Source organism: Novosphingobium aquiterrae (assembly GCF_042434435.1).
Classification (GTDB): domain Bacteria; phylum Pseudomonadota; class Alphaproteobacteria; order Sphingomonadales; family Sphingomonadaceae; genus Novosphingobium; species Novosphingobium aquiterrae.
Genome location: NZ_JBHLTL010000006.1, coordinates 375,271 through 395,503 on the forward strand (window position 1 = coordinate 375,271; position 20,233 = coordinate 395,503).

Consider the following 20,233-nt stretch of genomic DNA (forward strand, 5'->3'; position numbering starts at 1 on the left):
AATGAATCCAGGTATGGACGCCGACGTCTTTGACCAATTCATCGACCAGCTGCGCCGCTATGTGCGTGAACGGCTGGTTCCGGCGGAAAAGGAAATCCTCGAGACTGACCGGATCCCCGACGATATCATGGCCGAAATGCGCGACATGGGACTGTTCGGGATCACCATGCCCGAACAATACGGCGGCGCTGGGATGAACGTCTCGCAGTACGTACGCACGATCCGCGAGCTCAGCTATGCCATGCCATGCTACCGCTCGATCACCTCGATCAACATCGGCATGGTCTGCTCGGCGATCATGAAGGGCGGGACCGAGGCGCAGAAGGCGGAATGGCTGCCGCGCCTTGCCGCGGGCGAAGTGGCAAGCTTCGGGCTGACCGAGCCGGGATCGGGATCGGATTCTGCAGCGATGCAGACAATGGCGGTGCGTAGCGGCAACGGCTGGGTGGTCAACGGGACCAAGCGCTACATCACCAACGCGCCCTTTGCGAATGTCGCCTTGATCATGGCCCGGACCAGCAAGGAAGCCCTGCCCAAGAACGCCCACGTTTCGGCCTTCCTGGTGCCGATGGACACCCCCGGCATTTCGGTGGGCAAAAGCGACAAGAAGATGGGCCAGGCCGGCAGCCACATCGCCGACATCGTCATGGAAGATGTCCACTTGCCAGCCGATGCGCTGCTTGGCGACGAGGAGGGCAAGGGCTTCGTCACCGCGATGCAGAGCCTCGACAATGGGCGTCTGTCGGTTGGCGCGGCTGCGGCCGGCTATGCCCGCCGCGCGCTCGATTCGGCGCTGCGTTATGCCAACGAGCGCAAGGCCTTTGGCGAACCGATCGCCAATTTCCAGCTGATCCAGCAGATGCTGGCCGACAGCGAGATCGAGATCTACGCGGCCGAATGCATGATCGAGGATGCCTGCCGCCGCGCCGATGCCGGGGAGAAGGTGCTGCGCCAGGCCGCCGCGGCCAAGGTCTTCGCCACCGAAATGTGCGGCCGGGTGGTCGACCGCGTGGTGCAGATCTATGGCGGCGCGGGTTACCTGGCCGAATACGACGCCGAGCGCTTCTTCCGCGATGCGCGGATCTACCGCATCTACGAAGGCACCACCCAGATTCTCCAGCTGCAGATCGCCAAGCACATGCTGCGCGAATGGGCTGCGAACCAGTAAATGTACGATCTGCTTTCCGGGCTGAAGATCATCGAGGTGTCCTCGTTCGTCGCCTCGCCCACCGTTGGGCTCTATTGCGCGCAGTTCGGAGCCGAGGTGGTGCGCGTCGATCACAAGGCCGGGGGGCTCGACTACGACCGCTACATGCAGACCCGCGAGGGTCGCTCGCTCTCATGGGAAAACCTCAACCGCGCCAAGAAAAGTGTCGCGCTCGACCTGCAATCGGGCGAAGGGCGCGAACTGCTGGTCGAACTGGTGCGGGCGACAGGGCAGATGGTCACCAACCTGCCGGTGAACAGCTTCCTGGCTCATGACAAAGTCGCCGAGGGCCGGCCCGATCTGATCTCGGTGCGGATCATGGGCTGGCACGACGGGCGCCAGGCGATGGATTTCACCGTCAACGCCGCCAGCGGCTATCCCTTGATGACCGGCCCGGCCGAATGGGACCCGGCCACTGCGCCGCCGATCAACCAGGTCATGCCGGCGTGGGACTTCATCACCGGCGCCTATTGCGCCTTTGCCCTGCTGGCGGGCCTGCGCCACCGCGACGCCACCGGCAAGGGCGTGGAAATGCGCGTGCCGCTGGGCGATGTCGCCATCGGCACCATGGCCAACGCCGGGGCCATGGCCGAAATGCTTTATCGCGGCAGCGACCGCGAGCGGCTGGGCAATGCGATCTGGGGCGCCTTCGGGCGTGATTTCATCAGCCGCGACGGCAAGCGCTTCATGGTCGCCGCGCTCACCGCCAAGCAGTGGAAGGCCACGGTCGATGCGTTCGGCGTGTCCAGCGCCGTGGCGGCGATCGAAGCCGAACTCGGCGTCGATTTCGCCGCCAGCGACCACCACCGCTTCGTCAACCGCGAACGCCTGTTCGATCTGTTCCAGAGCGCCGCGTCCGGGTTCGACTATGATGCGCTGGCGATGCGACTGACCAAGGCCGGGGCGACGTTCGAACGCTATCGCACGATGTACGAGGCGGCGACCGATCCGGAACTTGTCGCCAACAATCCTCTGTTCGGCCCCTCGCCGGCCAACCCCAGCGGCTTCGTCTATCCCGCCACGCGCTCTTTCGCCAATTTGCCGAGTGAGCCGGTGGGCGACCCGCAGCCCGCGCCCTATCTCGGTCAGCACAGCGAAGAGATCCTGGCTGAGCGACTCGGGCTTTCCTCCGGCGACATTGCCCGGCTGATCGACCGCGGCGTGGTCGCCGCTTCCGACAAGGATTCCAAATGACCCAGCTTCGCCGCGCCGCCATCGTTGCTCCCATCCGCACCCCTGTTGGCAAGTTCGGCGGGACGCTGTCGTCGCTGACTGCCGGGCAGCTTGGCGCGGTGATCCTGAAGGCGCTGGTCGAACGGACAAAGATCGATCCCAACAGGGTCGACGATGTCGTCTTCAGCCAGGGCTATGGCAATGGCGAGGCGCCGTGCATCGGCCACTGGTCGTGGCTGCTTGCTGGCCTGCCCGAGCAGGTTCCGGGTTACCAGCTCGACCGCCGCTGCGGCTCGGGCCTGCAGGCGGTGGTCAATGCCGCGATGATGGTCCAGACCGGGATGAGCGACGTTGTGGTCGCCGGCGGCTGCGAATCGATGTCCAACGTCGAGCACTACAGCACCGACATCCGCAAGGGCGTGCGCGCCGGCAACCTGACGCTGCATGATCGGCTGACCCGCGGCCGGGTAATGAGCCAGCCGATCGAACGTTACGGCGTGATCAGCGGTATGATCGAAACGGCCGAGAACCTGGCCAAGGACTGGAACATCAGCCGCGAGGCCTGCGATTCCTATGCCGTGCGCAGCCACCAGCGCGCCGCCGCCGCCTGGGCCGAGGGCAAGTTCGCCGACGAGCTGGTTCCGGTCGCAGTCCCGCAGAAAAAGGGCGATCCAGTCGTCTTCGATCACGACGAGGGCTATCGAGCCGATGCGACGATGGAGTCTTTGGGCAAGCTGCGCGCGCTCGAAGGCGGCGTTGTCACCGCCGGTAACGCCAGCCAGCAGAACGATGCCGCCGCCGCCTGCCTGGTGGTGGCCGAGGACAAGCTGGAGCAACTGGGGCTGGAGCCGATCGCATGGTTCCATTCGTGGGCCGCAGCGGGCTGCGATCCCAGCCGGATGGGCTTCGGCCCGGTCCCGGCGAGCGAGCGGCTGTTCGCGCGCAATGGCCTGACCTGGTCCGACATCGGCCTGATCGAACTCAATGAGGCCTTCGCCCCGCAGGTGCTCGCCTGCCTCAAGGGATGGGGCTGGAGCGATGATGACAGCCGTCACGACATGCTCAACGTCAACGGCTCGGGCATTTCGCTGGGCCATCCGATCGGCGCGACCGGCGGCCGGATCCTGGCCAACCTGACTCGCGAGATGCAGCGCCGCGACGTGCGCTATGGCCTGGAAACGATGTGCATCGGCGGCGGCCAGGGTATCGCCGCTGTGTTCGAGAAGGCGTGAGCGACGTGTCGCATGCCTGACTGGAACGCCTGGATCGGCCGTGAGGAGGTCCGCGACGATTTTGCCGATCCGGGGCTGTTCGCCCGCTGGCTGGCCACGCTTGATCGTGCGGCGCCGGGTATGGGCGTGGCAGCACAGGGCTTTCACTGGTGCCTGTGCACGCCTGATGCCCCGACGGCGCTGCTTGGCACCGACGGACACCCGCTGCGCAGCGACCGCCCCGACAGCTTTCTGCCGCCCCTGCCACTGCCGCGACGCATGTGGGCTTCGAGCAAGGTGGATTTCCTCGCGCCCATCGCGCTCGATCGTGATGTGCGGCGCAAATCGCGAGTGGTTTCGATCACAGAGAAAAGCGGCGCGTCGGGGCCGCTGGCCTTTGTCGAGATCGCACACGAAACGTGGTGCGAAAGCGCGACTGCAATCCGCGAAGTGCAGTCGCTGGTCTACCGCGCCGAAGCCGCTGCCGATGCGCCGCTCAGTCCGCCCGCACGAGGTGAAGGTACGTTCAACCCAGGTGAATGGCAGGCGCACCGCGCACTGGTTCCAGGCGAAGCGCTGCTGTTCCGTTACTCTGCGCTAACCTTCAACAGCCACCGCATCCACTATGACCTGCCCTACGCCCGTGATGTCGAACGCTATCGCGGTCTTGTGGTTCACGGTCCGCTTATGGCGACCATGCTGCTTGACCTTGCCGCGCGCGAATTGGGCGATAACACTCTGAAAAGTTTTGCCTTCCGCGGGATATCACCTGCCGTAGCCGGGGAAATGCTGCACCTGGTGCTGCGCAGCAAGGATGCAGCATTCGAACTGGGTGCCTACGCCGCCGACGGCCGCCAGGTGATGAGCGCCAGCGCGGCCGTTTGATCAGTCGAGCCGGACCTTGCCGCGCCCTGCCTTGATCGTTCCACGCTTTTTCTTGCCTTCCAGCCGCTCGCCCTTGTTGATCCGGTTGAGGCGGCTCTTGGCGCGCTTTTCGGGGAGGTTGAAGGCCTCCTCGATCAGCTTGCCCAGCCGCACGCGGGCATCGTCGCGGTTGGCTTCCTGGGTACGAAAGCGCTGTGCAGAAAGCAGCAGTTCGCCCTTGGCGGTCATTCGGCTCCCCGCGAGCTGCTTCAGCCGCGCGAACACCTCGACCGGCAGGCGCAAGGCATAGACGTCGAGCCGCAGCTGCACCGCGCTGGCGACCTTGTTGACGTTCTGTCCGCCGGGGCCGGAGGCAGTGATGAAGCTCTCGCTGGCCAGCGCGATCGCACGGTCGATCGCTTCAAGCGGGGTGGTCGACATCGCCAAAACCCAGGGCATGAAAATCTGCCGGCACCGGCGCGCGGGCCGCGACCGGCGGTTTGTCGCCGCGCGGAACCGTCAGCGCCAGGGCATGAAGCATGGCCCGCTTCGCGCCCTTGCCGTCGCCATAGACCGGATCGCCCAGCAGGGCATGGCCAAAGGCCTCGGCGGCATGGATCCGGATCTGGTGGGTGCGGCCGGTTTCAGGGCGGAACTCGACCAGGGTATTGCCACCGGTCTCGGCCAGCTTGCGCCAATGGGTGACCGAGGGCTTGCCCTTCTTTGCAGCAATCATCCGCCAGCCCTTTTCGGCGCTGCTGATCTTGCTCAGCGCCAGGTCGATGGTACCGGCGTCTCCGCTCACCGCGCCGGCGACCACGCCGAGGTAGACCTTGTCCACCTCGCGCGCCTCGAAAGCGGCATTGAACCGCTTGAGCGCCTTGGGATTGCGCGCCAGCAGCAGGCAGCCCGAGGTGTCGGTATCGATCCGGTGGACCGCAACCGGCACGCGCTGGAAGCCCAGCTTCAGCGCTTCGAGATAGTTCTCCAGGCTGAGCCCGCCTGCGCGTGGGCGCTCGATCGACAGGCCTGCGGGCTTGTTGATGATCAGCGCTTCGCCGTCTTCGAACAGGATCGGCAGCTGGATCATGCCAGCGCCCTGGCGATGCGGCGGCAGGCTTCGTCAAGCGCCTCCTGGTCGGCGGCGAAGCTGATGCGAAAACCGTCCTTGCCGCCGAAGGCCGAGGCGGCGACCACCGCGACGCCGTGATCGAGCAGGTGCAGGCACAGCGCCTCGTCATCACCGAAGCGCGCCATGTGCGGCGCGGCATCGACCAGGCAATAGAACGCGCCGTCGGGCACCGGGGTCGACAGCCCGGGGATGGCATTGATTGCCGCCACCACCGCGTCGCGGCGTGCGCGGAACACGTCGCACCAGGCGGCTAGATAGTCCTGCGGCCCTTCGAACGCGGCCACTGCAGCGGCCTGGCTGATCGAGCAGGGATTGCCCGACGAATGCGATTGCAGCTTGCCCATGGCCTTGATCAGCCAGTCCGGCCCGGCGGAAACACCGATGCGAAAGCCGGTCATCGCATGGCTTTTCGACACCCCTGAAACGGTCAGCACGCGGTCGGCAAGATCGGGGCATTGCGCCGCCAGAGTGGCGTGGGCGCCGGGCGTGTAGCGCAGCATCGCGTAGATATCGTCGGACAGCACCATGACCTGCGAATGCTTCCGCAGCACCGCCCCGATCGCATCGAGTTCAGCCGCCGGATAGGTCGATCCGGTCGGGTTGCCGGGGCTGTTGAGCAGCAGCCAGCGGGTGCGCGGGGTAATCGCGGCATCAAGCTGCGCCGCAGTGATACGGTAACCGCCGGGGGCATGGGTCGGCAGGTCGATCGGCACGCCGCCGGCAAAGCGGACGATTTCCGGGTAGCTGACCCACCACGGCGCCGGAATCAGCACTTCGTCGCCGGGATCGAGCGTGGCCAGCAGCGCGTGGAAGATCGCCTGCTTTCCGCCCGAACTGACAATCACCTGCTCCGGCAGGGCAGCGATCCCCAGGTCGCGGGCAAAATGCAGTGCTGCCGCCCGGCGCAGCGCGGCGGTTCCAGCAACCGGGGTATAGCGCGTCTGCCCCTCGTCGATCGCGCGCTTGGCCGCTGCGGCGACGTGGGGCGGGGTGGCGAAATCGGGCTCGCCCACCGCCAGCGAGACGATGTCGGCCCCGGCCTCGCGCAGGGCGCTGGCCCGGTCGCTCATCGCGGCAGTGCGCGATGGCGCAATCCGCGAAAGGGCGGCGGAAGTCTTCACAGCAGGCGCGCCGGCATAAGCCCGCGCAGGGCATTGCCGACGAAGAACCCGTTCGCCAGATCGTCGAGGGTAACCGGTCCTTCGGTCGCCGTGCCCGCTTCGATCAACGAATGGCGCAGAACCCCGGGAAGCAGGCCGAGCGCGGCAGGCGGCGTGATCAAGGTATCGCCGCGCGCCACGAACAGGTTGGTGAAGCAGCCTTCGGTCAGCAAGCCGTCGTCGCGGATCAGCAGCGCCTCTTTCGCCCCGGCGCCGCGTGCCACGGCCAGGCCGTCCTCGTAGAAACCGCGGTCGCTCGTCTTGTGGCGCAGCCGCCAGTCGCCCGGATCAACCGGCAAGCGCAGCACCGCGCAGGGCAGCGGATCGGGAAGGGGATCGGGCAGCGCGGCAAGATCGAGCACATAGGCGCCGCTGCGCGCCACGCAGAGCCGTAGCCTGGCTGGCGCCTCGGCATCGAAACACAGCGCCTGAATCGCGTTGCGCACCGCGTGGCGGTCGAAGGCGAAGCCCAGCTCTGCCGCGCTGGCCTTGATCCGTTCGAGATGCAGTTCGAGCAGCGGCACACCCTCGTCCGGGGTAAAGCGCATCGTTTCGATCAGATCGGCCCCGGTGGCACCCAAACGCACGAATCCCCCCTTGATCAGGCTTTCGCGCCATTCGGGCAGGCAGTCCGAATCCGCGACGATGGCCGATCCAACGCCCAGCACGGCCCGGCCCCGTCCGTTCTCTTCGGGCGTCAGGCGCAGGGTGCGGATTGCCACATTGAAGGCGGTCTCGGAAGCCCCGCCGTCGCCCGGCGGGTCGATCCGTCCGATCGCCCCGCAATAGGGACCGCGCGCGTCGCGCTCGTTGGCCTGGATCAGCTCCATCGCGCGGATCTTGGGCGCGCCGGTGATCGATCCGCAGGGGAACAGCGCGCGCAGCACAGCAGCGGCGCCGCGACCGGGCTGGAGCCGCGCAGTGACGGTGGTGACCATCTGGTGCACGGTCGGGTAACTCTCGACCGCAAAGGGCCGGTCCACCTTGACGCTGCCCGCTTCCGCCACGCGCGACAAATCGTTGCGCATCAGATCGACAATCATCAGGTTTTCGGCGCGGTCCTTTACCGATGCAGCCAGCTCGCCCTTCAGCAGCGCGTCCCCTGCCGCATCGCGGCCGCGCGGACGCGTGCCCTTCATCGGCTTGACCCGTGCCATGCTGTCCTTGAGCGCAAAAAACAGTTCGGGCGAAAGGCTGAGCAACCAGTGAGACCCGTCGAACAGCACACCCCCATAGCCTGCCCCCGCTGCCGGACGCAGCGCCGCATAAAGCCCCAGCGGGTCGCCGCGATACGATCCAGCCAGGCGGAAGGTCAGGTTGGCCTGATAGATATCGCCCGCTGCGATCGCTTCTTCCATCGCGGCAAAGGCGCGGGCGTAGCCCCCGGGTGAAAGCTGCGGATCAAGCGGGCCGACACTGGCTGGCCCCAGGCTACGCGCAGCCAGCCATGCCGGAACATCGGCAGCGGCAATCGTCTCGTGATTGGCAAAGGCCCCGAACCAAAGCAGCGGTCCATTGGCGCCGGTGCGCGTCGCGGCGAGCGGTGCCAGCCTTTCTTCCAGCGCAAGCCCGGCCTCATAGGCCAGATAGCCCGCCAGGTGATGTCCGGCACAGTGCAGCGATTCGATTTGCTCAAGTGCGCCTTCAACCTCATTCGGGCGTCGGGCAATGACGACATGAAGCGGATTTTCGTACAGTCGAGCGGCGCTCGCCCCGTCAGGTCGGGCATCGTCAAGCAGGATGAACGGCGCAGCCATGACGCCGCTCTAGCCGCGGCGCGCGCGACTTGCAAAATGCCTCTCGTGCAGGAACTTCACGCGGTCTATGCGGCAGTTCGTGACGGAATTCGAAGCGGGAGCGCAGTTACCCATGGATGACATATACATTGGCTTGGCCGGCAATGGTGAAAAGCAGGTTCTCAAGCTGGGTAAGGCCAACCGCCACGGCCTGATCGCCGGGGCAACAGGAACCGGCAAGACGGTAACGCTGCAGACCATCGCCGAACAGTTCAGCCAGGCCGGGGTGCCGGTTTTTCTGGCCGATGTGAAGGGCGACCTTTCCGGGATCTGCATGGCCGGCAGTGACAGCTTCGCCCATGCCGACAAGATCAAATCGCGCGCTGCCGAACTGGGCATCGATCCTTTTGAATACCACGATAATCCGGCGGTGTTCTGGGATCTCTACGGCAAGAAGGGCCATCCGATCCGCACGACGATTTCGGAAATGGGTCCGCTGCTGCTGTCGCGCCTGCTTGGTCTCAACGATACCCAGGAAGGGGTGCTGACCGTCTGCTTCAAGTGGGCCGATGACAACGGATTGCTGCTGCTCGATTTCGACGACCTGCAGCAGGTCCTGATGACCTGCGGTGACAAGGCCAGTGAACTGGCGACCACCTACGGCAACATTTCCAAGGCCAGCGTCGGCACGATCCAGCGCCAGCTGCTGTCGTTCGAAAGCCAGGGCGCAGACATGTTCTTTGGTGAGCCGGCGTTCGAGATCAACGATTTCCTGCGCTGCGACGACAGCGGCAAGGGGATCATCAACATCCTCGCAGCCGACCAGCTGATGCAGAACCCCAAGCTCTATTCCACCTTCCTGCTGTGGCTGATGAGCGAACTGTTCGAAGCGTTGCCCGAAGTCGGCGATCCGGAAGAGCCCAAGCTGGTGTTTTTCTTCGACGAAGCCCACCTGCTGTTCGAAGACGCGCCCAAGGCGCTGTTCGACAAGGTCGAACAGGTCGTCCGGCTGATCCGTTCCAAGGGTGTCGGGGTCTATTTCATCAGTCAGAACCCGATCGACATTCCCGAAAAGATTGCCGGGCAACTGGGCAACCGGGTGCAGCATGCACTGCGCGCTTTCACCCCGCGCGACCAGAAGGCGATCAAGGCCGCTTCGGAAACCTTCCGGATCAACAAGGACCTTGATGTCGAAACCGCGATCACCGAACTCAAGGTCGGCGAAGCGCTGGTTTCGACGCTGGACGATGACGGCGCGCCGACCGTGGTCCAGCGCACTCTAGTGGCGCCGCCGCGCAGCCGGCTTGGCCCGGTGAGCGACAAGGAGCGCGCGATCATCCAGTCGATCAGTCCGTTCGACGGCAAGTACGACACTGCGGTCAATCGCGAGAGCGCCGCCGAAGTGCTGAGCCAGAAGGCGGCCGATGCGGCTGCCGCGGCCCAGGTGGTCGACGAGCAGGGCGTCGACGCCCAGCGGGCCCAGCCGCGCGCCACGCCCAGCATGTGGGAAAGGGCCGGCAAGGCCGCGTTCGGCGCCGCGGCTGCTTCGGCCGGGACGATGATCGCGCGCAGCGTTACTGGACGCCGTTCGAGCGGCAATGTCGGCGCTTCGGCGGCCAGCGCCGCGGCGGGGGCGATTGGTACTGCGTTGGGCGGGGCCATGCTGGGCCGCTTCGCGCGCGGATTGCTGGGCGGACTGCTGCGCTGATCGAAGGGTAAGCGCTCTTCGTCGAGCGGGACCGTTGCATTTGCAACCAAGCTGGGGTGATAGGGCGGCAAAGCCGTCACACACTTCAGGGAACGTTACTCCATGCGCCGCTTGCTGCTTGCCTCCTCGCTGATTTCGCTTGTCTGTGCCGCCCCGGCGCTGGCTCAGGCACCCGTTGGCGCCGCCGCGACGCTGCCCGACGTGCCGAAGGGGCAGTTGACCGACGCGGTGAGGCCTTCGGCCTATCGCCTCGATCTGACGGTCAATCCGGACAAGGACCGTTTCAGCGGCAAGGTCGAGATCGACGCCGTGCTAAAGGCGTCAAGCAGCTATGTCGATCTGCACGGCCGCGACCTGAACATTACCAGGGCCGTCGCCACGGTGGGCGGCAGGACCTATGTCGGAACCTGGCGTGACGTCGATCCCAGCGGGGTTGTTCGCCTGAGCTTTGCCGAAACCCTGCCTGCTGGCGCGGTTACCTTCGCTTTCGATTATGATGCGGCGTTTCAGAGCAGCCCTGCGGGCATGTTCCGGGTCAAGGTCGGTGATGACTGGTATTCGTGGACCCAGTTTGAATCGATCGATGCGCGTGCCGCTTTCCCGTCGTTCGACCAGCCCGGCTACAAGCAGCCGTTCACGGTGACCTTGCGCACCAAACCCGGCCAGGTTGCGGTCAGCAATGCGCCGGAGGTGTCGAAGACCCTGGAAGACGGCCTGGAGGTTCACCGCTTCGCCCCGACGCTGCCGCTGCCGACCTATCTGGTGGCGATGATGGTCGGGCCGTTCGCGGTAGCCGAAGGCACCGTTCCGCCCAGCCCGCAGCGCGCCACGCCGCTGCCGCTGCGGATCGTCACGACCAAACAGAATGCCAAGCAGATGACCTTTGCCCTGGAAGGATCGAAGGGCATCGTTCGCCATCTCGAAGCCTATTTCAACCAGGCCTTCCCCTATCCCAAGCTGGACCAGATCACGACGCCGATCTTGCCCGGCGCGATGGAAAACGCCGGCGCCGATCTCTATGCTGACCCGATCCTGATCATGGATGAGACCGCCTCGACCAGGCAGAAGCGCGATTTCGGCATGATCGTCAGCCACGAACTGGCGCACCAATGGTTTGGCGATCTGGTGACGCCGACCTGGTGGGACGACATCTGGCTGAACGAAAGCTTTGCCAACTGGATGGGCTATCGCATCGGCGGCGAATGGCGGCCGGATCTCAACATCGGGGCAGGCGCCCTGGTCGAAGGCTTTGGCGCGATGAGCACCGACGCACTTCTTGCCGGACGGCCGATCCATCAGGCGATTACGACGAATGCCCAGATCGACGAAGCCTTCGATTCGATCACCTATGGCAAGGGCGGCCATGTCGTGGCGATGATCGCGGGTTATATGGGCGACACCAAGTTCCGCGACGGCGTGCGTCGCTACATGGCCGCGCACAAGTACGGCAATGCCACCAGCAAGGACTTCTTCGCTGCCATGGCCGAAGCGGCCGGCGATCCCCGGATTATCCCGGCGATGCAGAGCTTCACCGATCAGCAGGGCGTTCCGCTGGTGACATTCAGCCGCGGCAAGGGCGGTGCTTATACCGCCACGCAGAGCCGCTATGTCCGGCTGGGCACGCAGGGGCCGGACACGCGCTGGGGCGTGCCTCTGTGCCTTCGCCGGATCGGCGCGACCACGCAGAGCTGCCAACTGCTGACCGACAAGAGCGCGGCTGTGAAGCTGCCGGGCAAGGGCGCCTTCATTCCGAATGCCGGGGGCACGGGATATTACCGCTTCGAATTGCCCACGGCCGATTGGGACGCACTGATCGCACGGGCCTCGGCCCTGTCCAGCGGGGAAGCGCTGGCGCTAGACGATTCGCTGCTGGCCAGCTTCCGCGCCGGCCGGGCCAGTCCGGATCAGCTGATCGCATCGGCGCGCGAACTCGCCAAAAACAAAGACAGCTATGCCAGCGCTGCCGGGATCGACACCCTGCAGGCGCTTTACGGCAGCGGCATGCTCGATGAGGCGGGCAAGGCCGGCTATCGCCGTCTGGTGGAAAGCCTTTACCGCCCGCGCCTCGCCGCGCTGGGCTTCGATCCGCGCGCCGGGGCCTATGCCAAGGAAGATCCAGAGAAGTCGGAACAGCGCGCACAGATCGTCGGCCGACTGGCCGTCACGGCCCGCGATGCAGCGGTGCGCAAGCAGCTTGGCCAGGCTGCGCGGGACTATCTTGCTGGCAAGTCCGACGCGATCGACCAGTCGTGGCTGGGCCTGGGCCTTGGCATCGTCGTTGAAGAAGGCGGTCTGGCCGCGGCCAAGGACCTGGCCGACAAGGCGCTTGCCTCGCAGGATTCGGTGTTCCGCCCGGCGTCGCTTGGCGTGATTGGCGGCAGCGGCAAAGCCGATGTGGCGAAGTGGATCCTGACCGAATTCCAGGACAAGCGGCTGCGCCCCAATGAACGGCTCAGCCTGATCGGCGGCGTGGTCCGGACAAGCGAAACCCGCGACATCGGCTTTGCCTGGCTCAAGTCGAATTTCGACGCACTGATGAACAGCGGCGGCGGCATCTTCTTTGCCTCGCGGCTGCCGCAGATCGTCGGCGGGTTCTGCTCGGTCCGTGATGCGGACGAGATCGCCGCGCTGATGCGGCCCAAGCTGGCGGGCAAGACCGGTGCGCTGGAACTTGAACGGACAATCGAGCGCGTGCGCAGCTGCGGCGTGCTCAAGGACGCGCGCGGGGCCGAGGCATCGCGGGCCTTCGCCAAGCTGAAGTAGAATTCAAGCCGCAGGCAGGCGGATCGTCGCGGTCAGGCCGGCAATCGCGCCAGTCGCGGCGGGGCGGTTGGTCAGTTCCAGCCGGCCGCCATGCTGTTCGGCAATGGCGCGGGCCAGGGCCAGACCCAGGCCCGCTCCGCCAGTGGCGCTGTTGCGCGACGGATCGCCGCGGACGAAGGCTTCCTGCATGCGGCCGATGTGCTCCTCGGCAATGCCCGGGCCATCGTCCCCGATCCGGATCACGATGTCGTCGTTGTCCCGGGTTAGCGCGATCCGCGCGGTCTTGCCGTAACGCAAGGCGTTGGCGACCAGATTGCGGACCGCGCGGCGCAGCCAGGTCGGACGGACGTTCAGGACAATGCGCTGGACAGGCGTAAATTCGACTGCTTCACCCAGATCTTCGAACTCCTCGGCGACCTGGCCGATCAGCGCGGTGAGATCGGTCGGTTCGCGCGGATCGCTTGGCCGCCCGACCCGCGCAAGCGAAAGGATATCGTCGAGCGTGCGGACAATGTCCTCGATCGTCGCGGCCATCCGGCTGCGTTCGCCTTCGTCCTCGACGCCTTCGATACGCACCCGCAGGGCCGCCAGCGGAGTCTTGAGATCGTGGCCGATCGCACCGAGCATGACGTCCTTTTCGTCCAGCAGCGAAGCGATCCGCCCCTCCATCGCATTGTGCGCGGTGATCAGCCGGCGCATGTCATCGGGCCCCTGCGGGGCAAGCTGGCCCTGGGTGTCGCGGGTCGTGGCGAACTGTTCGGTGCGCAGGGTCAAGGCCTGCAGCGGACGGGTCAGCCGCCCGAGGATCAGGGCAATGACGCCGACCAGCAGGCCGTAAAGCAGCAGGGTCTGGCCGACGAGAGTCAGCCCGGGGCGGAAGCCCGCCGCGGGGACCAGCACACGGGCGATCAGCCAGCGCGGATTGTTGTCCATCCTGACCGCGGCAAGCATGACGCGATCGGGCTTGAGCAAGCGGCGATCGGGGCGCAGCCGGCGCCGCTCATCCAGCCGGCGCTGAGCCGGAAGGTCATCAACAAAGGCCCGGTGAATCACCCGGACATCGGCAAAGTCGATGCCCTGTTCGGTCAGCACCCGGCGCAGTTCGGCCTCGCTCTCGGCGTCGCGGCGGTCGGTCGGCAGCATTGCTACAGCATCAGCCACCTGCAGCCGCATGCCGCGGGGGCGGGTTCGCGTGATCGGCGAATCTTCCGGAATCAGCGCAACGTCGCCGCGCGCCACCGGCAGCAGGCGCATTGCCGCAGTGTGCACCAGCGCGGCGTTGCGGCGGTCATTCTGCGCCGAGTAGAGCAGGGTCGCGCTGATCGCCTGGGCCAGTAGCAAGGCGAGCGCCACCGCCAGGAGCAATTGCCCCTGCAAGCTGCGGGGCCACAACCGGCGAAGCGGATTGGCGGGCACGTGCGTGCTAGTCCTGCGGAGCGGATACGCGCCGGACGTCGGCAGCGAGCATATAGCCGCCGCCCCAGACGGTCTGGATCAGGGTCGGATTGCGGCTGTCCGGTTCGATCTTGCGGCGCAGGCGGCTGACCTGGTTGTCGACCGCGCGGTCGAACAGGTGCGCCTCGCGCCCCTGGACCATGTCGAGCAGCCGGTCGCGATCAAGCACCTGACGGGGATGTTCGACAAAGGCCATCAGCAGGCGGAATTCAACCGAAGAGATTGGCACCAGGGCGGCATCGGGGGCGGTGAGGCGGCGCTTGAGCGGATCGAGCGTCCAGCCTTCAAATTCGAACAGTTCGTCTTCGGCTGGACTGGTTCCGCCCTTCGCGGCGCGGCGCAGGACCGAGCGGATCCGCGCGACCAGTTCGCGCGGCTCGAAAGGCTTGACCACATAGTCGTCGGCACCGATCTCCAACCCGACCACGCGGTCCATCGCTTCGCCCTTGGCAGTCAGCAGGATGGTGGGGATGCCGCGGGTTTCCGACAGGTGCCGGCACAGCGACAGACCGTCCTCGCCCGGCATCATGATGTCGAGCAGGACGATGTCGGGTGCCCCGTCACGCAGCGCCGATCGCGCTTCCGCGGCGTTGGCGGCCTGCAGCACGCCAAACCCCTGGCGCGACAGATAGTCGGCCAGGGGCTGGCGCAGGGCCTCCTCGTCATCGACGAGGAGGATGCGGGATTGCACTGCGTCGTTCATGCGGGCGCAGGGTCAGCGTTAGCCGGCCGGCGGCGGCGGCATGTCGTCGCCCATCTGACCACGCATGCCTTTCATGTGGCTGCGCATCTTGGCCATGGCCGCCTTGCGCTCTTCCGGGGTGACCTTGCCGTCACGATTGGTGTCGGTCATGTCGAAGTGCTTGAGCGCGCCGGCGACGGCTTCGTCCCTGGTCACTGCGCCGTCCTTGTTGGTATCGGCCATCTTCATCATCATGCCGCCGCCGCGGCCGTGCCTGCCGCCGTGCCGGCCCATCTTGCCGCCTTCATCGCCCATCGCCATGCCGGCGTGGTCGCCGTGGTTCTGGTGGCCGGCCATGAATTCGGCGCGCGACAGTGCGCCATTGCGGTCGGTGTCCATCGCATCGAACTTCTTGCCCATCATCGCGGCGCGGTCGGCCTGGTCGATCCTGCCGTCGCCATTGGCGTCGTGCTTGGCGAACATTGCTTCGGCCTTGGCCTGCGCATCGGCGCGGGTCACGGTGGCATTGGCGTCGGGGCCGCCCCAGCCGCGCTGGTCCTGGGCTGCGTGCGCAATCCCGGCAGCGGCCAGAACCATGGCAACGGCCGACAGGCCCTTGGTGATCGTCTTCATCGCTAAACTCCTTCAATCGGAAACAGGTGAAGCCGCAGAGCCTGTCAAGGGGGGAGGGGGAACCTTGGCTCTGCGGCTTCCTGTACGCTTTGTAGGCTGCGGATGTCGCGCGATTATGCCGCGCGGCACCCTATTTGTCGCAATTTGTCGCAGGCTTCGCAGGGCGTTCATCCCGGCGACACCTGCCGCCTTCAACCCATGACGAAGGCGTTGAGCTTGTTGCCGTCGGGGTCGCGGAAATAGGCAGCATAGAAACCGCCGTCGCCGCGCGGTCCGGGCGCGCCTTCATCGCTGCCGCCATGGTCGAGCGCGATCTTGTAGAGCCGGTCGACCTGGTCCTGGTCGCGCGCTTCGATCGCCACCATCACCCCGTTGCCGACCGTCGCGGCCGCACCATCGAACGGCTTGGTCGCGGCAATCCCGCAGCCGCCGCCCGGGGTGCCCCAGGCGATGAAAGTGTCGAACTCCATCATGCGCCCGGTGCCCATTTCTGCCGCGATCGCGTCATAGAATTGGGCTGCGCGCGGCAAGTCGTTGGTGCCGACGGTGACATATCCGATCATGATCCTGCTCCTTTGCGAGTCGGGTAGAACATTACAGGAACAAAGCTGCGGTCACAAGGGTGCGCAGGCATCCTTGAGCCAGGCCAGCGCTGCACCATCGAGTTGCGGCGATAGCAGCGCCCAAACCCTGGCGTGATAGGCGTTCCACCAGTCGACCTCTTCGCGCGTCAGCAGGCTGTCATCGACCAGGGTATGGTCGATCGGCGCAAAGGTCAGGGTTTCGAAGCCATAGTATTCGCCTTCCTGCCCGGCGATCGTGCGGCGCTCGACCAGCACCAGGTTTTCGGTGCGGATGCCGAAGTCGCCCGCTTTGTAGTAGCCGGGCTCGTTCGAAAGGATCATGCCGGGCAGCAGTTCCTGCCCGGTACCGGCCTGGCCGCCTTGGGCCTTGGCGATGCGTTGCGGCCCTTCGTGGACCGAAAGGAAGCTGCCGACGCCGTGGCCGGTGCCGTGGGCATAGTCGACCCCGGCCTGCCACAGCGCATAGCGCGCCAGCGTATCGAGCTGGCTGCCGACGGTGCCCTTGGGGAAAACGGCCAGGGCGAGCATGATGTGGCCCTTGAGGACGCGGGTGAAGCGGTCCTTGTGTTCGGCGCTTGGCTCACCCGGTCCGATCCACACCGTGCGGGTGATGTCGGTGGTGCCATCGGCATACTGCCCGCCGGAGTCGACAAGGTAGACCGACGATGGCGCGATAGGGATATTGCTGTGCTCGTCGACCTTGTAGTGCGGGCTGGCGGCGTGCGGCCCGGCGGCGCTGATCGTGTCGAACGACAGGTCGCGCAGCAATCCGGTTTCCTCGCGAAACGCCTGGAGCCGCGCCGCCGCGGACAACTCGTCAAGCCCGCCCTTGGGCGCTTCGATGCTCAGCCAGTGCAGGAACCGGGCGATGGCCGCGCCGTCGCGGGCCTGAGCGGCGCGCTGCCCGGCCTGTTCGGCGGGGTTCTTGACCGCCTTGGCCAGCACGGTCGGGTCGGTCAGCTCGACGACCTGCGCGCCCGCGCCGGACAGCGCGGCGAAGACCGCCTGGACCGAGCGCTCTGGATCGACCGCGACCTTCTTGCCGGCCAGCGCCTGCAATTGCGGGACGAAAGCTTCGCGTGTGCGAACCGTCACCGCGTTGCCGAGGTGCGCGCGCAGCTCGGGCGTGACCTTGTCCTCGGCGATGAACAGCTCGGCGGTGCCGTCGGCATGGGCAAGGACAAAGGACAAGGCGACGGGCGTGCGCTCGACATCGCTGCCGCGAATGTTGAGCAGCCAGGCCACCCCGTCGAGCGCCGATACCACCGCCGCGTCCAGCCCGCGCGCGGTCAGCCATTCGGCGACGTCGCTGCGCTTGGCTTCGCTCGACTGACCGGCCAGATCGGTCGGGTGAACCAGAGCCGGGGCCAGGCTGGGCGCAGGCTGATCGGACCAGATCGCGTCGATCGGATTGCCCTCGACCGGGACCAGACTGGCGCCCCTGGCTTTCAGCGCGGTCGTGGCGGCATCGACCCACGGCTTGCCATGAAGCCACGGATCGAAGCCGATCTTCGCTCCTTCACGCGCATTCTCGCCCAGCCAGGCGGCGAGCGAGGTGGCGGGAACCGACTGGTATTCGAACAGGCGGCCATCCACCTGCTCACGCACCTGCAGGGTGTAGCGCCCGTCGACGAACACCGCCGCCTTGTCGGCCAGCACCGCCGCGCTGCCGGCCGATCCGCCGAAGCCGGTCAGCCAGGCGAGCCGCTGGGCATAGCCGCCGACGTATTCGCTCATGTGCTCGTCCGAGATCGGCACCACGAACCCGTCGAGGCCGCGTTTCTTCAGTTCCTTGCGCAGCGCGTCAAGCCGCGCTTCGTGGGTGTTCATCAGCATGGGTTGCAGTCCTTCTGCCCCCAACATAGAGCCGGATCATGGCTCTTACCACACCCCCCGTCGCCGCGAAGCATCCGCACGTCGAAACGCAACACGGGATTGCGCTGTCCGACTACTATGCCTGGCTGCGCGATCCGGGCTATCCCGAGGTCAAGGATCCCGCGATCCTCGCCCATCTCGAGGCCGAGAACGCCTGGTTCGAGAGCCGCATGGCCGGCCAGCAGGACCGCATCGACATGCTGTTCAAGGAGATGCGCGCGCGGATCAAGGAGGCCGACAAGTCGGTCCCGCAAAGGGACGGCGACTGGCTCTACTGGATCGAGTTCGAGGAAGGCGCCGAATACAAGAAGTGGTGGCGCAAACCTGTGGCCGGCGGGCCGGACGAACTGATCCTCGACGAGGTCGCCCTCGCCGCCGGTCTCGACTATTTCCGCCTCGGCGCGATCGCGGTGTCGAACGATGGCAAGCTGCTCGCCTGGTCGGTCGATGACAACGGCTCGGAACGCTTTACCGCGCGGATCAAGGTGATCGCCACCGGCGAAATGCTCCCCGATGAGATCCCCGGCACGCTGTCCAGCCTGGTCTGGGTCGCGCAGGACAAGGGCCTGGTCTACAGCCTCGCCAACGAGCAGTGGCGCATCGACAATGCCCGGCTGCACTGGCTCGGCACGCCGATCTCAAGCGACGTTGAGCTTTACCACGAAGACGACGAAGGTTTCCGCGTCGGCGCCTCGCTTTCGGCCAATGAGGAATGGCTGATCATCGGTACCTCGGATCACGAAACCAGCGAGATCAGGCTGGTGCCGACCGCCGATCCGCTGGCCGCTCCGATCCTGATCTGGCCGCGCCAGACCGGGGTCGAGTACGATGTCGACCTGATTGAGGACATCGTCTTCATCCACTCCAATGCGCACCACGAGAACTTCACTATCGACTTTGCCCCGCTGGCCGAGCCGACCGTCACCGCGCCGCTGATCGCGGGCAGCGACGACGTCTATCTGACCGGGTTCGAACTGTTCGCGGATTTCTGGGTGGTCGAAAGCCGGGTCCGCGGGCTCGACCATATCGAGGTGCGCTATTACGGCGACGATGACCGGGTCGAGCCGATCGACTTTCCCGAAGCGAGCTATGTCGCCGGGCTGGGCGACAACCCCGAATGGGCAGTGACCACGCTGCGATTGTCCTACGAAAGCATGGTCAGCCCAGCCTCGGTGATCGACTACGATGTCGCGGCGCGGACGTTGACCACGCTGAAAGTCCAGGAAATCCCCTCGGGCTACGACGCCGCGCTCTACGCCACCGAACGACTGGAGATCGCGGCGCGCGACGGGACCATGGTGCCAGTCAGCGTGGTCTACCGCAAGGATCGCCAGCCGGGCGGGCCACTCCATCTTTACGGCTACGGCGCCTACGGCATCGCGATCGACCCCGGCTTCTCGACCACGCGGCTTAGCCTGGTCGACCGCGGCTTCGCCTATGCCATCGCCCACATCCGCGGCGGCGACGATCTGGGCCGGGCGTGGTACAAGGCGGGCAAGCTGGCAGCGCGGACCAACACCTTCACCGACTTCGTCGATGTCGCCAAGGGCCTCATCGAGCACGGCTATACCGCCGCGGGCAAGATCAGCATCTCGGGCGGCTCGGCCGGGGGCGAGCTGATGGGCGCGGTGATCAATTCAGACCCCGACCTGTGGGGCGCGGTGGTCGCCCATGTGCCCTTCGTCGACGTGCTCAACACAATGCTCGACGCCAGCCTGCCGCTGACCCCGGGCGAATGGCCCGAATGGGGCAACCCGATCGAGGACAAGGCCGCGTTCGAACTGATCCGCAGCTACAGCCCCTACGATCAGGTCAAGGCCCAGGCCTATCCGCCGCTGCTGGTCACCGCCGGGCTCAATGACCCGCGGGTGACCTATTGGGAGCCGGCCAAATGGGTCGCCCGGCTGCGCGAACTTAAGACCGACAACAACGAACTGCTGCTCAAGACCAACATGGGCGCGGGCCACGGCGGCAAGTCGGGCCGGTTCGAGAGCCTCAAGGAAACGGCGGAGGAGTTCGCTTTCATCCTGTGGCAGCTGAGCATCTAGGC

Annotated in this window: 16 protein-coding genes; 7 read left to right on the forward strand and 9 right to left on the reverse strand. The window is 66.0% G+C overall.

What is annotated here, in order from left to right:
• Window position 1 precedes the first annotated feature (1 nt).
• The 4 genes from ACFFF7_RS11615 to ACFFF7_RS11630 are packed head-to-tail and all read left to right on the forward strand — an operon-like array spanning window position 2 to window position 4,476.
• Window positions 2-1,168, forward strand: a complete 1,167-nt coding sequence (locus ACFFF7_RS11615; protein ID WP_379481515.1) for an acyl-CoA dehydrogenase family protein — start codon at window positions 2-4, stop codon at window positions 1,166-1,168.
• Entirely contained in the window at window positions 1,169-2,401 is a 1,233-nt protein-coding gene (locus tag ACFFF7_RS11620; protein WP_379481516.1) for a CoA transferase, read from the forward strand. It abuts the gene before it with no gap.
• Window positions 2,398-3,612 carry an acetyl-CoA C-acetyltransferase gene (locus ACFFF7_RS11625; protein WP_379481517.1) on the forward strand — a complete coding sequence of 405 codons (1,215 nt, stop codon included), beginning with the start codon at window positions 2,398-2,400 and terminating at the stop codon, window positions 3,610-3,612. The genes ACFFF7_RS11620 and ACFFF7_RS11625 overlap by 4 nt, the downstream gene beginning before the upstream one ends.
• A gap of 12 nt (window positions 3,613-3,624) precedes the next feature.
• A complete protein-coding gene (locus ACFFF7_RS11630; protein ID WP_379481518.1) occupies window positions 3,625-4,476 on the forward strand; it encodes an HTD2 family dehydratase in 852 nt (283 codons plus the stop codon).
• On the opposite strand, the gene arfB is transcribed toward ACFFF7_RS11630, so the two are convergent.
• Genes arfB through pabB form a run of 4 tightly spaced genes read right to left on the reverse strand, consistent with a single transcriptional unit; the run spans window position 4,477 to window position 8,504 of the window.
• Window positions 4,477-4,896, reverse strand: a complete 420-nt coding sequence (gene arfB / locus ACFFF7_RS11635; RefSeq protein WP_379481519.1) for an alternative ribosome rescue aminoacyl-tRNA hydrolase ArfB — start codon at window positions 4,894-4,896, stop codon at window positions 4,477-4,479.
• Window positions 4,877-5,545, reverse strand: coding sequence for an RluA family pseudouridine synthase (locus tag ACFFF7_RS11640; RefSeq protein WP_379481520.1), 669 nt, complete (start codon window positions 5,543-5,545; stop codon window positions 4,877-4,879). The genes arfB and ACFFF7_RS11640 overlap by 20 nt, the downstream gene beginning before the upstream one ends.
• Window positions 5,542-6,657, reverse strand: a complete 1,116-nt coding sequence (locus tag ACFFF7_RS11645; protein WP_379481856.1) for a pyridoxal phosphate-dependent aminotransferase — start codon at window positions 6,655-6,657, stop codon at window positions 5,542-5,544. Before ACFFF7_RS11645 ends, ACFFF7_RS11640 begins: the two co-directional genes overlap by 4 nt.
• 47 nt (window positions 6,658-6,704) lie before the next feature.
• Window positions 6,705-8,504 (reverse strand): aminodeoxychorismate synthase component I, encoded by a 1,800-nt coding sequence (gene pabB, locus ACFFF7_RS11650; protein WP_379481521.1) that lies wholly within the window; start codon window positions 8,502-8,504, stop codon window positions 6,705-6,707.
• A gap of 112 nt (window positions 8,505-8,616) precedes the next feature.
• Between pabB and ACFFF7_RS11655 the strand changes: the two genes are divergently transcribed.
• A complete protein-coding gene (locus tag ACFFF7_RS11655) occupies window positions 8,617-10,191 on the forward strand; it encodes a helicase HerA-like domain-containing protein (protein ID WP_379481522.1) in 1,575 nt (524 codons plus the stop codon).
• Between the two features lie 102 nt (window positions 10,192-10,293).
• Window positions 10,294-12,954 carry a M1 family metallopeptidase gene (locus ACFFF7_RS11660; protein ID WP_379481523.1) on the forward strand — a complete coding sequence of 887 codons (2,661 nt, stop codon included), beginning with the start codon at window positions 10,294-10,296 and terminating at the stop codon, window positions 12,952-12,954.
• Between the two features lie 3 nt (window positions 12,955-12,957).
• On the opposite strand, the gene ACFFF7_RS11665 is transcribed toward ACFFF7_RS11660, so the two are convergent.
• The 5 genes from ACFFF7_RS11665 to ACFFF7_RS11685 form a co-directional block, all read right to left on the reverse strand.
• Complete coding sequence (locus ACFFF7_RS11665) at window positions 12,958-14,370, reverse strand: sensor histidine kinase (protein ID WP_379481524.1); 1,413 nt, start codon at window positions 14,368-14,370, stop codon at window positions 12,958-12,960.
• Window positions 14,371-14,377: 7 nt separating this feature from the next.
• Window positions 14,378-15,112: a response regulator gene (locus ACFFF7_RS11670; RefSeq protein WP_379481525.1), complete on the reverse strand. Its 735-nt coding sequence runs from the start codon at window positions 15,110-15,112 to the stop codon at window positions 14,378-14,380.
• A gap of 18 nt (window positions 15,113-15,130) precedes the next feature.
• Window positions 15,131-15,724 carry an EF-hand domain-containing protein gene (locus tag ACFFF7_RS11675; protein ID WP_379481526.1) on the reverse strand — a complete coding sequence of 198 codons (594 nt, stop codon included), beginning with the start codon at window positions 15,722-15,724 and terminating at the stop codon, window positions 15,131-15,133.
• A gap of 191 nt (window positions 15,725-15,915) precedes the next feature.
• The gene (locus tag ACFFF7_RS11680; protein ID WP_379481527.1) at window positions 15,916-16,287 is read right to left on the reverse strand and encodes a VOC family protein; all 372 of its coding nucleotides are present in this window, start codon (window positions 16,285-16,287) and stop codon (window positions 15,916-15,918) included.
• Between the two features lie 51 nt (window positions 16,288-16,338).
• On the reverse strand, window positions 16,339-18,144 hold the full coding sequence (locus tag ACFFF7_RS11685; RefSeq protein ID WP_379481528.1) for an aminopeptidase P family protein: 1,806 nt from the start codon (window positions 18,142-18,144) through the stop codon (window positions 16,339-16,341).
• Between the two features lie 38 nt (window positions 18,145-18,182).
• On the opposite strand from ACFFF7_RS11685, the gene ACFFF7_RS11690 reads away from it, so the two are divergent.
• Complete coding sequence (locus ACFFF7_RS11690; RefSeq protein ID WP_379481529.1) at window positions 18,183-20,231, forward strand: S9 family peptidase; 2,049 nt, start codon at window positions 18,183-18,185, stop codon at window positions 20,229-20,231.
• Window positions 20,232-20,233 lie beyond the last annotated feature (2 nt).

Bases quoted from the DNA above. Each gene is read 5' to 3' on its own strand.
- ACFFF7_RS11615 (WP_379481515.1), top strand. From the start codon at position 2: ATGAATCCAGGTATGGACGCCGACGTCTTTGACCAATTCATCGACCAG.
- ACFFF7_RS11620 (WP_379481516.1), top strand. From the start codon at position 1,169: ATGTACGATCTGCTTTCCGGGCTGAAGATCATCGAGGTGTCCTCGTTC.
- ACFFF7_RS11625 (WP_379481517.1), top strand. From the start codon at position 2,398: ATGACCCAGCTTCGCCGCGCCGCCATCGTTGCTCCCATCCGCACCCCT.
- ACFFF7_RS11630 (WP_379481518.1), top strand. From the start codon at position 3,625: ATGCCTGACTGGAACGCCTGGATCGGCCGTGAGGAGGTCCGCGACGAT.
- arfB (WP_379481519.1), bottom strand. From the start codon at position 4,896: ATGTCGACCACCCCGCTTGAAGCGATCGACCGTGCGATCGCGCTGGCC.
- ACFFF7_RS11640 (WP_379481520.1), bottom strand. From the start codon at position 5,545: ATGATCCAGCTGCCGATCCTGTTCGAAGACGGCGAAGCGCTGATCATC.
- ACFFF7_RS11645 (WP_379481856.1), bottom strand. From the start codon at position 6,657: ATGAGCGACCGGGCCAGCGCCCTGCGCGAGGCCGGGGCCGACATCGTC.
- pabB (WP_379481521.1), bottom strand. From the start codon at position 8,504: ATGGCTGCGCCGTTCATCCTGCTTGACGATGCCCGACCTGACGGGGCG.
- ACFFF7_RS11655 (WP_379481522.1), top strand. From the start codon at position 8,617: ATGGATGACATATACATTGGCTTGGCCGGCAATGGTGAAAAGCAGGTT.
- ACFFF7_RS11660 (WP_379481523.1), top strand. From the start codon at position 10,294: ATGCGCCGCTTGCTGCTTGCCTCCTCGCTGATTTCGCTTGTCTGTGCC.
- ACFFF7_RS11670 (WP_379481525.1), bottom strand. From the start codon at position 15,112: ATGAACGACGCAGTGCAATCCCGCATCCTCCTCGTCGATGACGAGGAG.
- ACFFF7_RS11675 (WP_379481526.1), bottom strand. From the start codon at position 15,724: ATGAAGACGATCACCAAGGGCCTGTCGGCCGTTGCCATGGTTCTGGCC.
- ACFFF7_RS11680 (WP_379481527.1), bottom strand. From the start codon at position 16,287: ATGATCGGATATGTCACCGTCGGCACCAACGACTTGCCGCGCGCAGCC.
- ACFFF7_RS11685 (WP_379481528.1), bottom strand. From the start codon at position 18,144: ATGCTGATGAACACCCACGAAGCGCGGCTTGACGCGCTGCGCAAGGAA.
- ACFFF7_RS11690 (WP_379481529.1), top strand. From the start codon at position 18,183: ATGGCTCTTACCACACCCCCCGTCGCCGCGAAGCATCCGCACGTCGAA.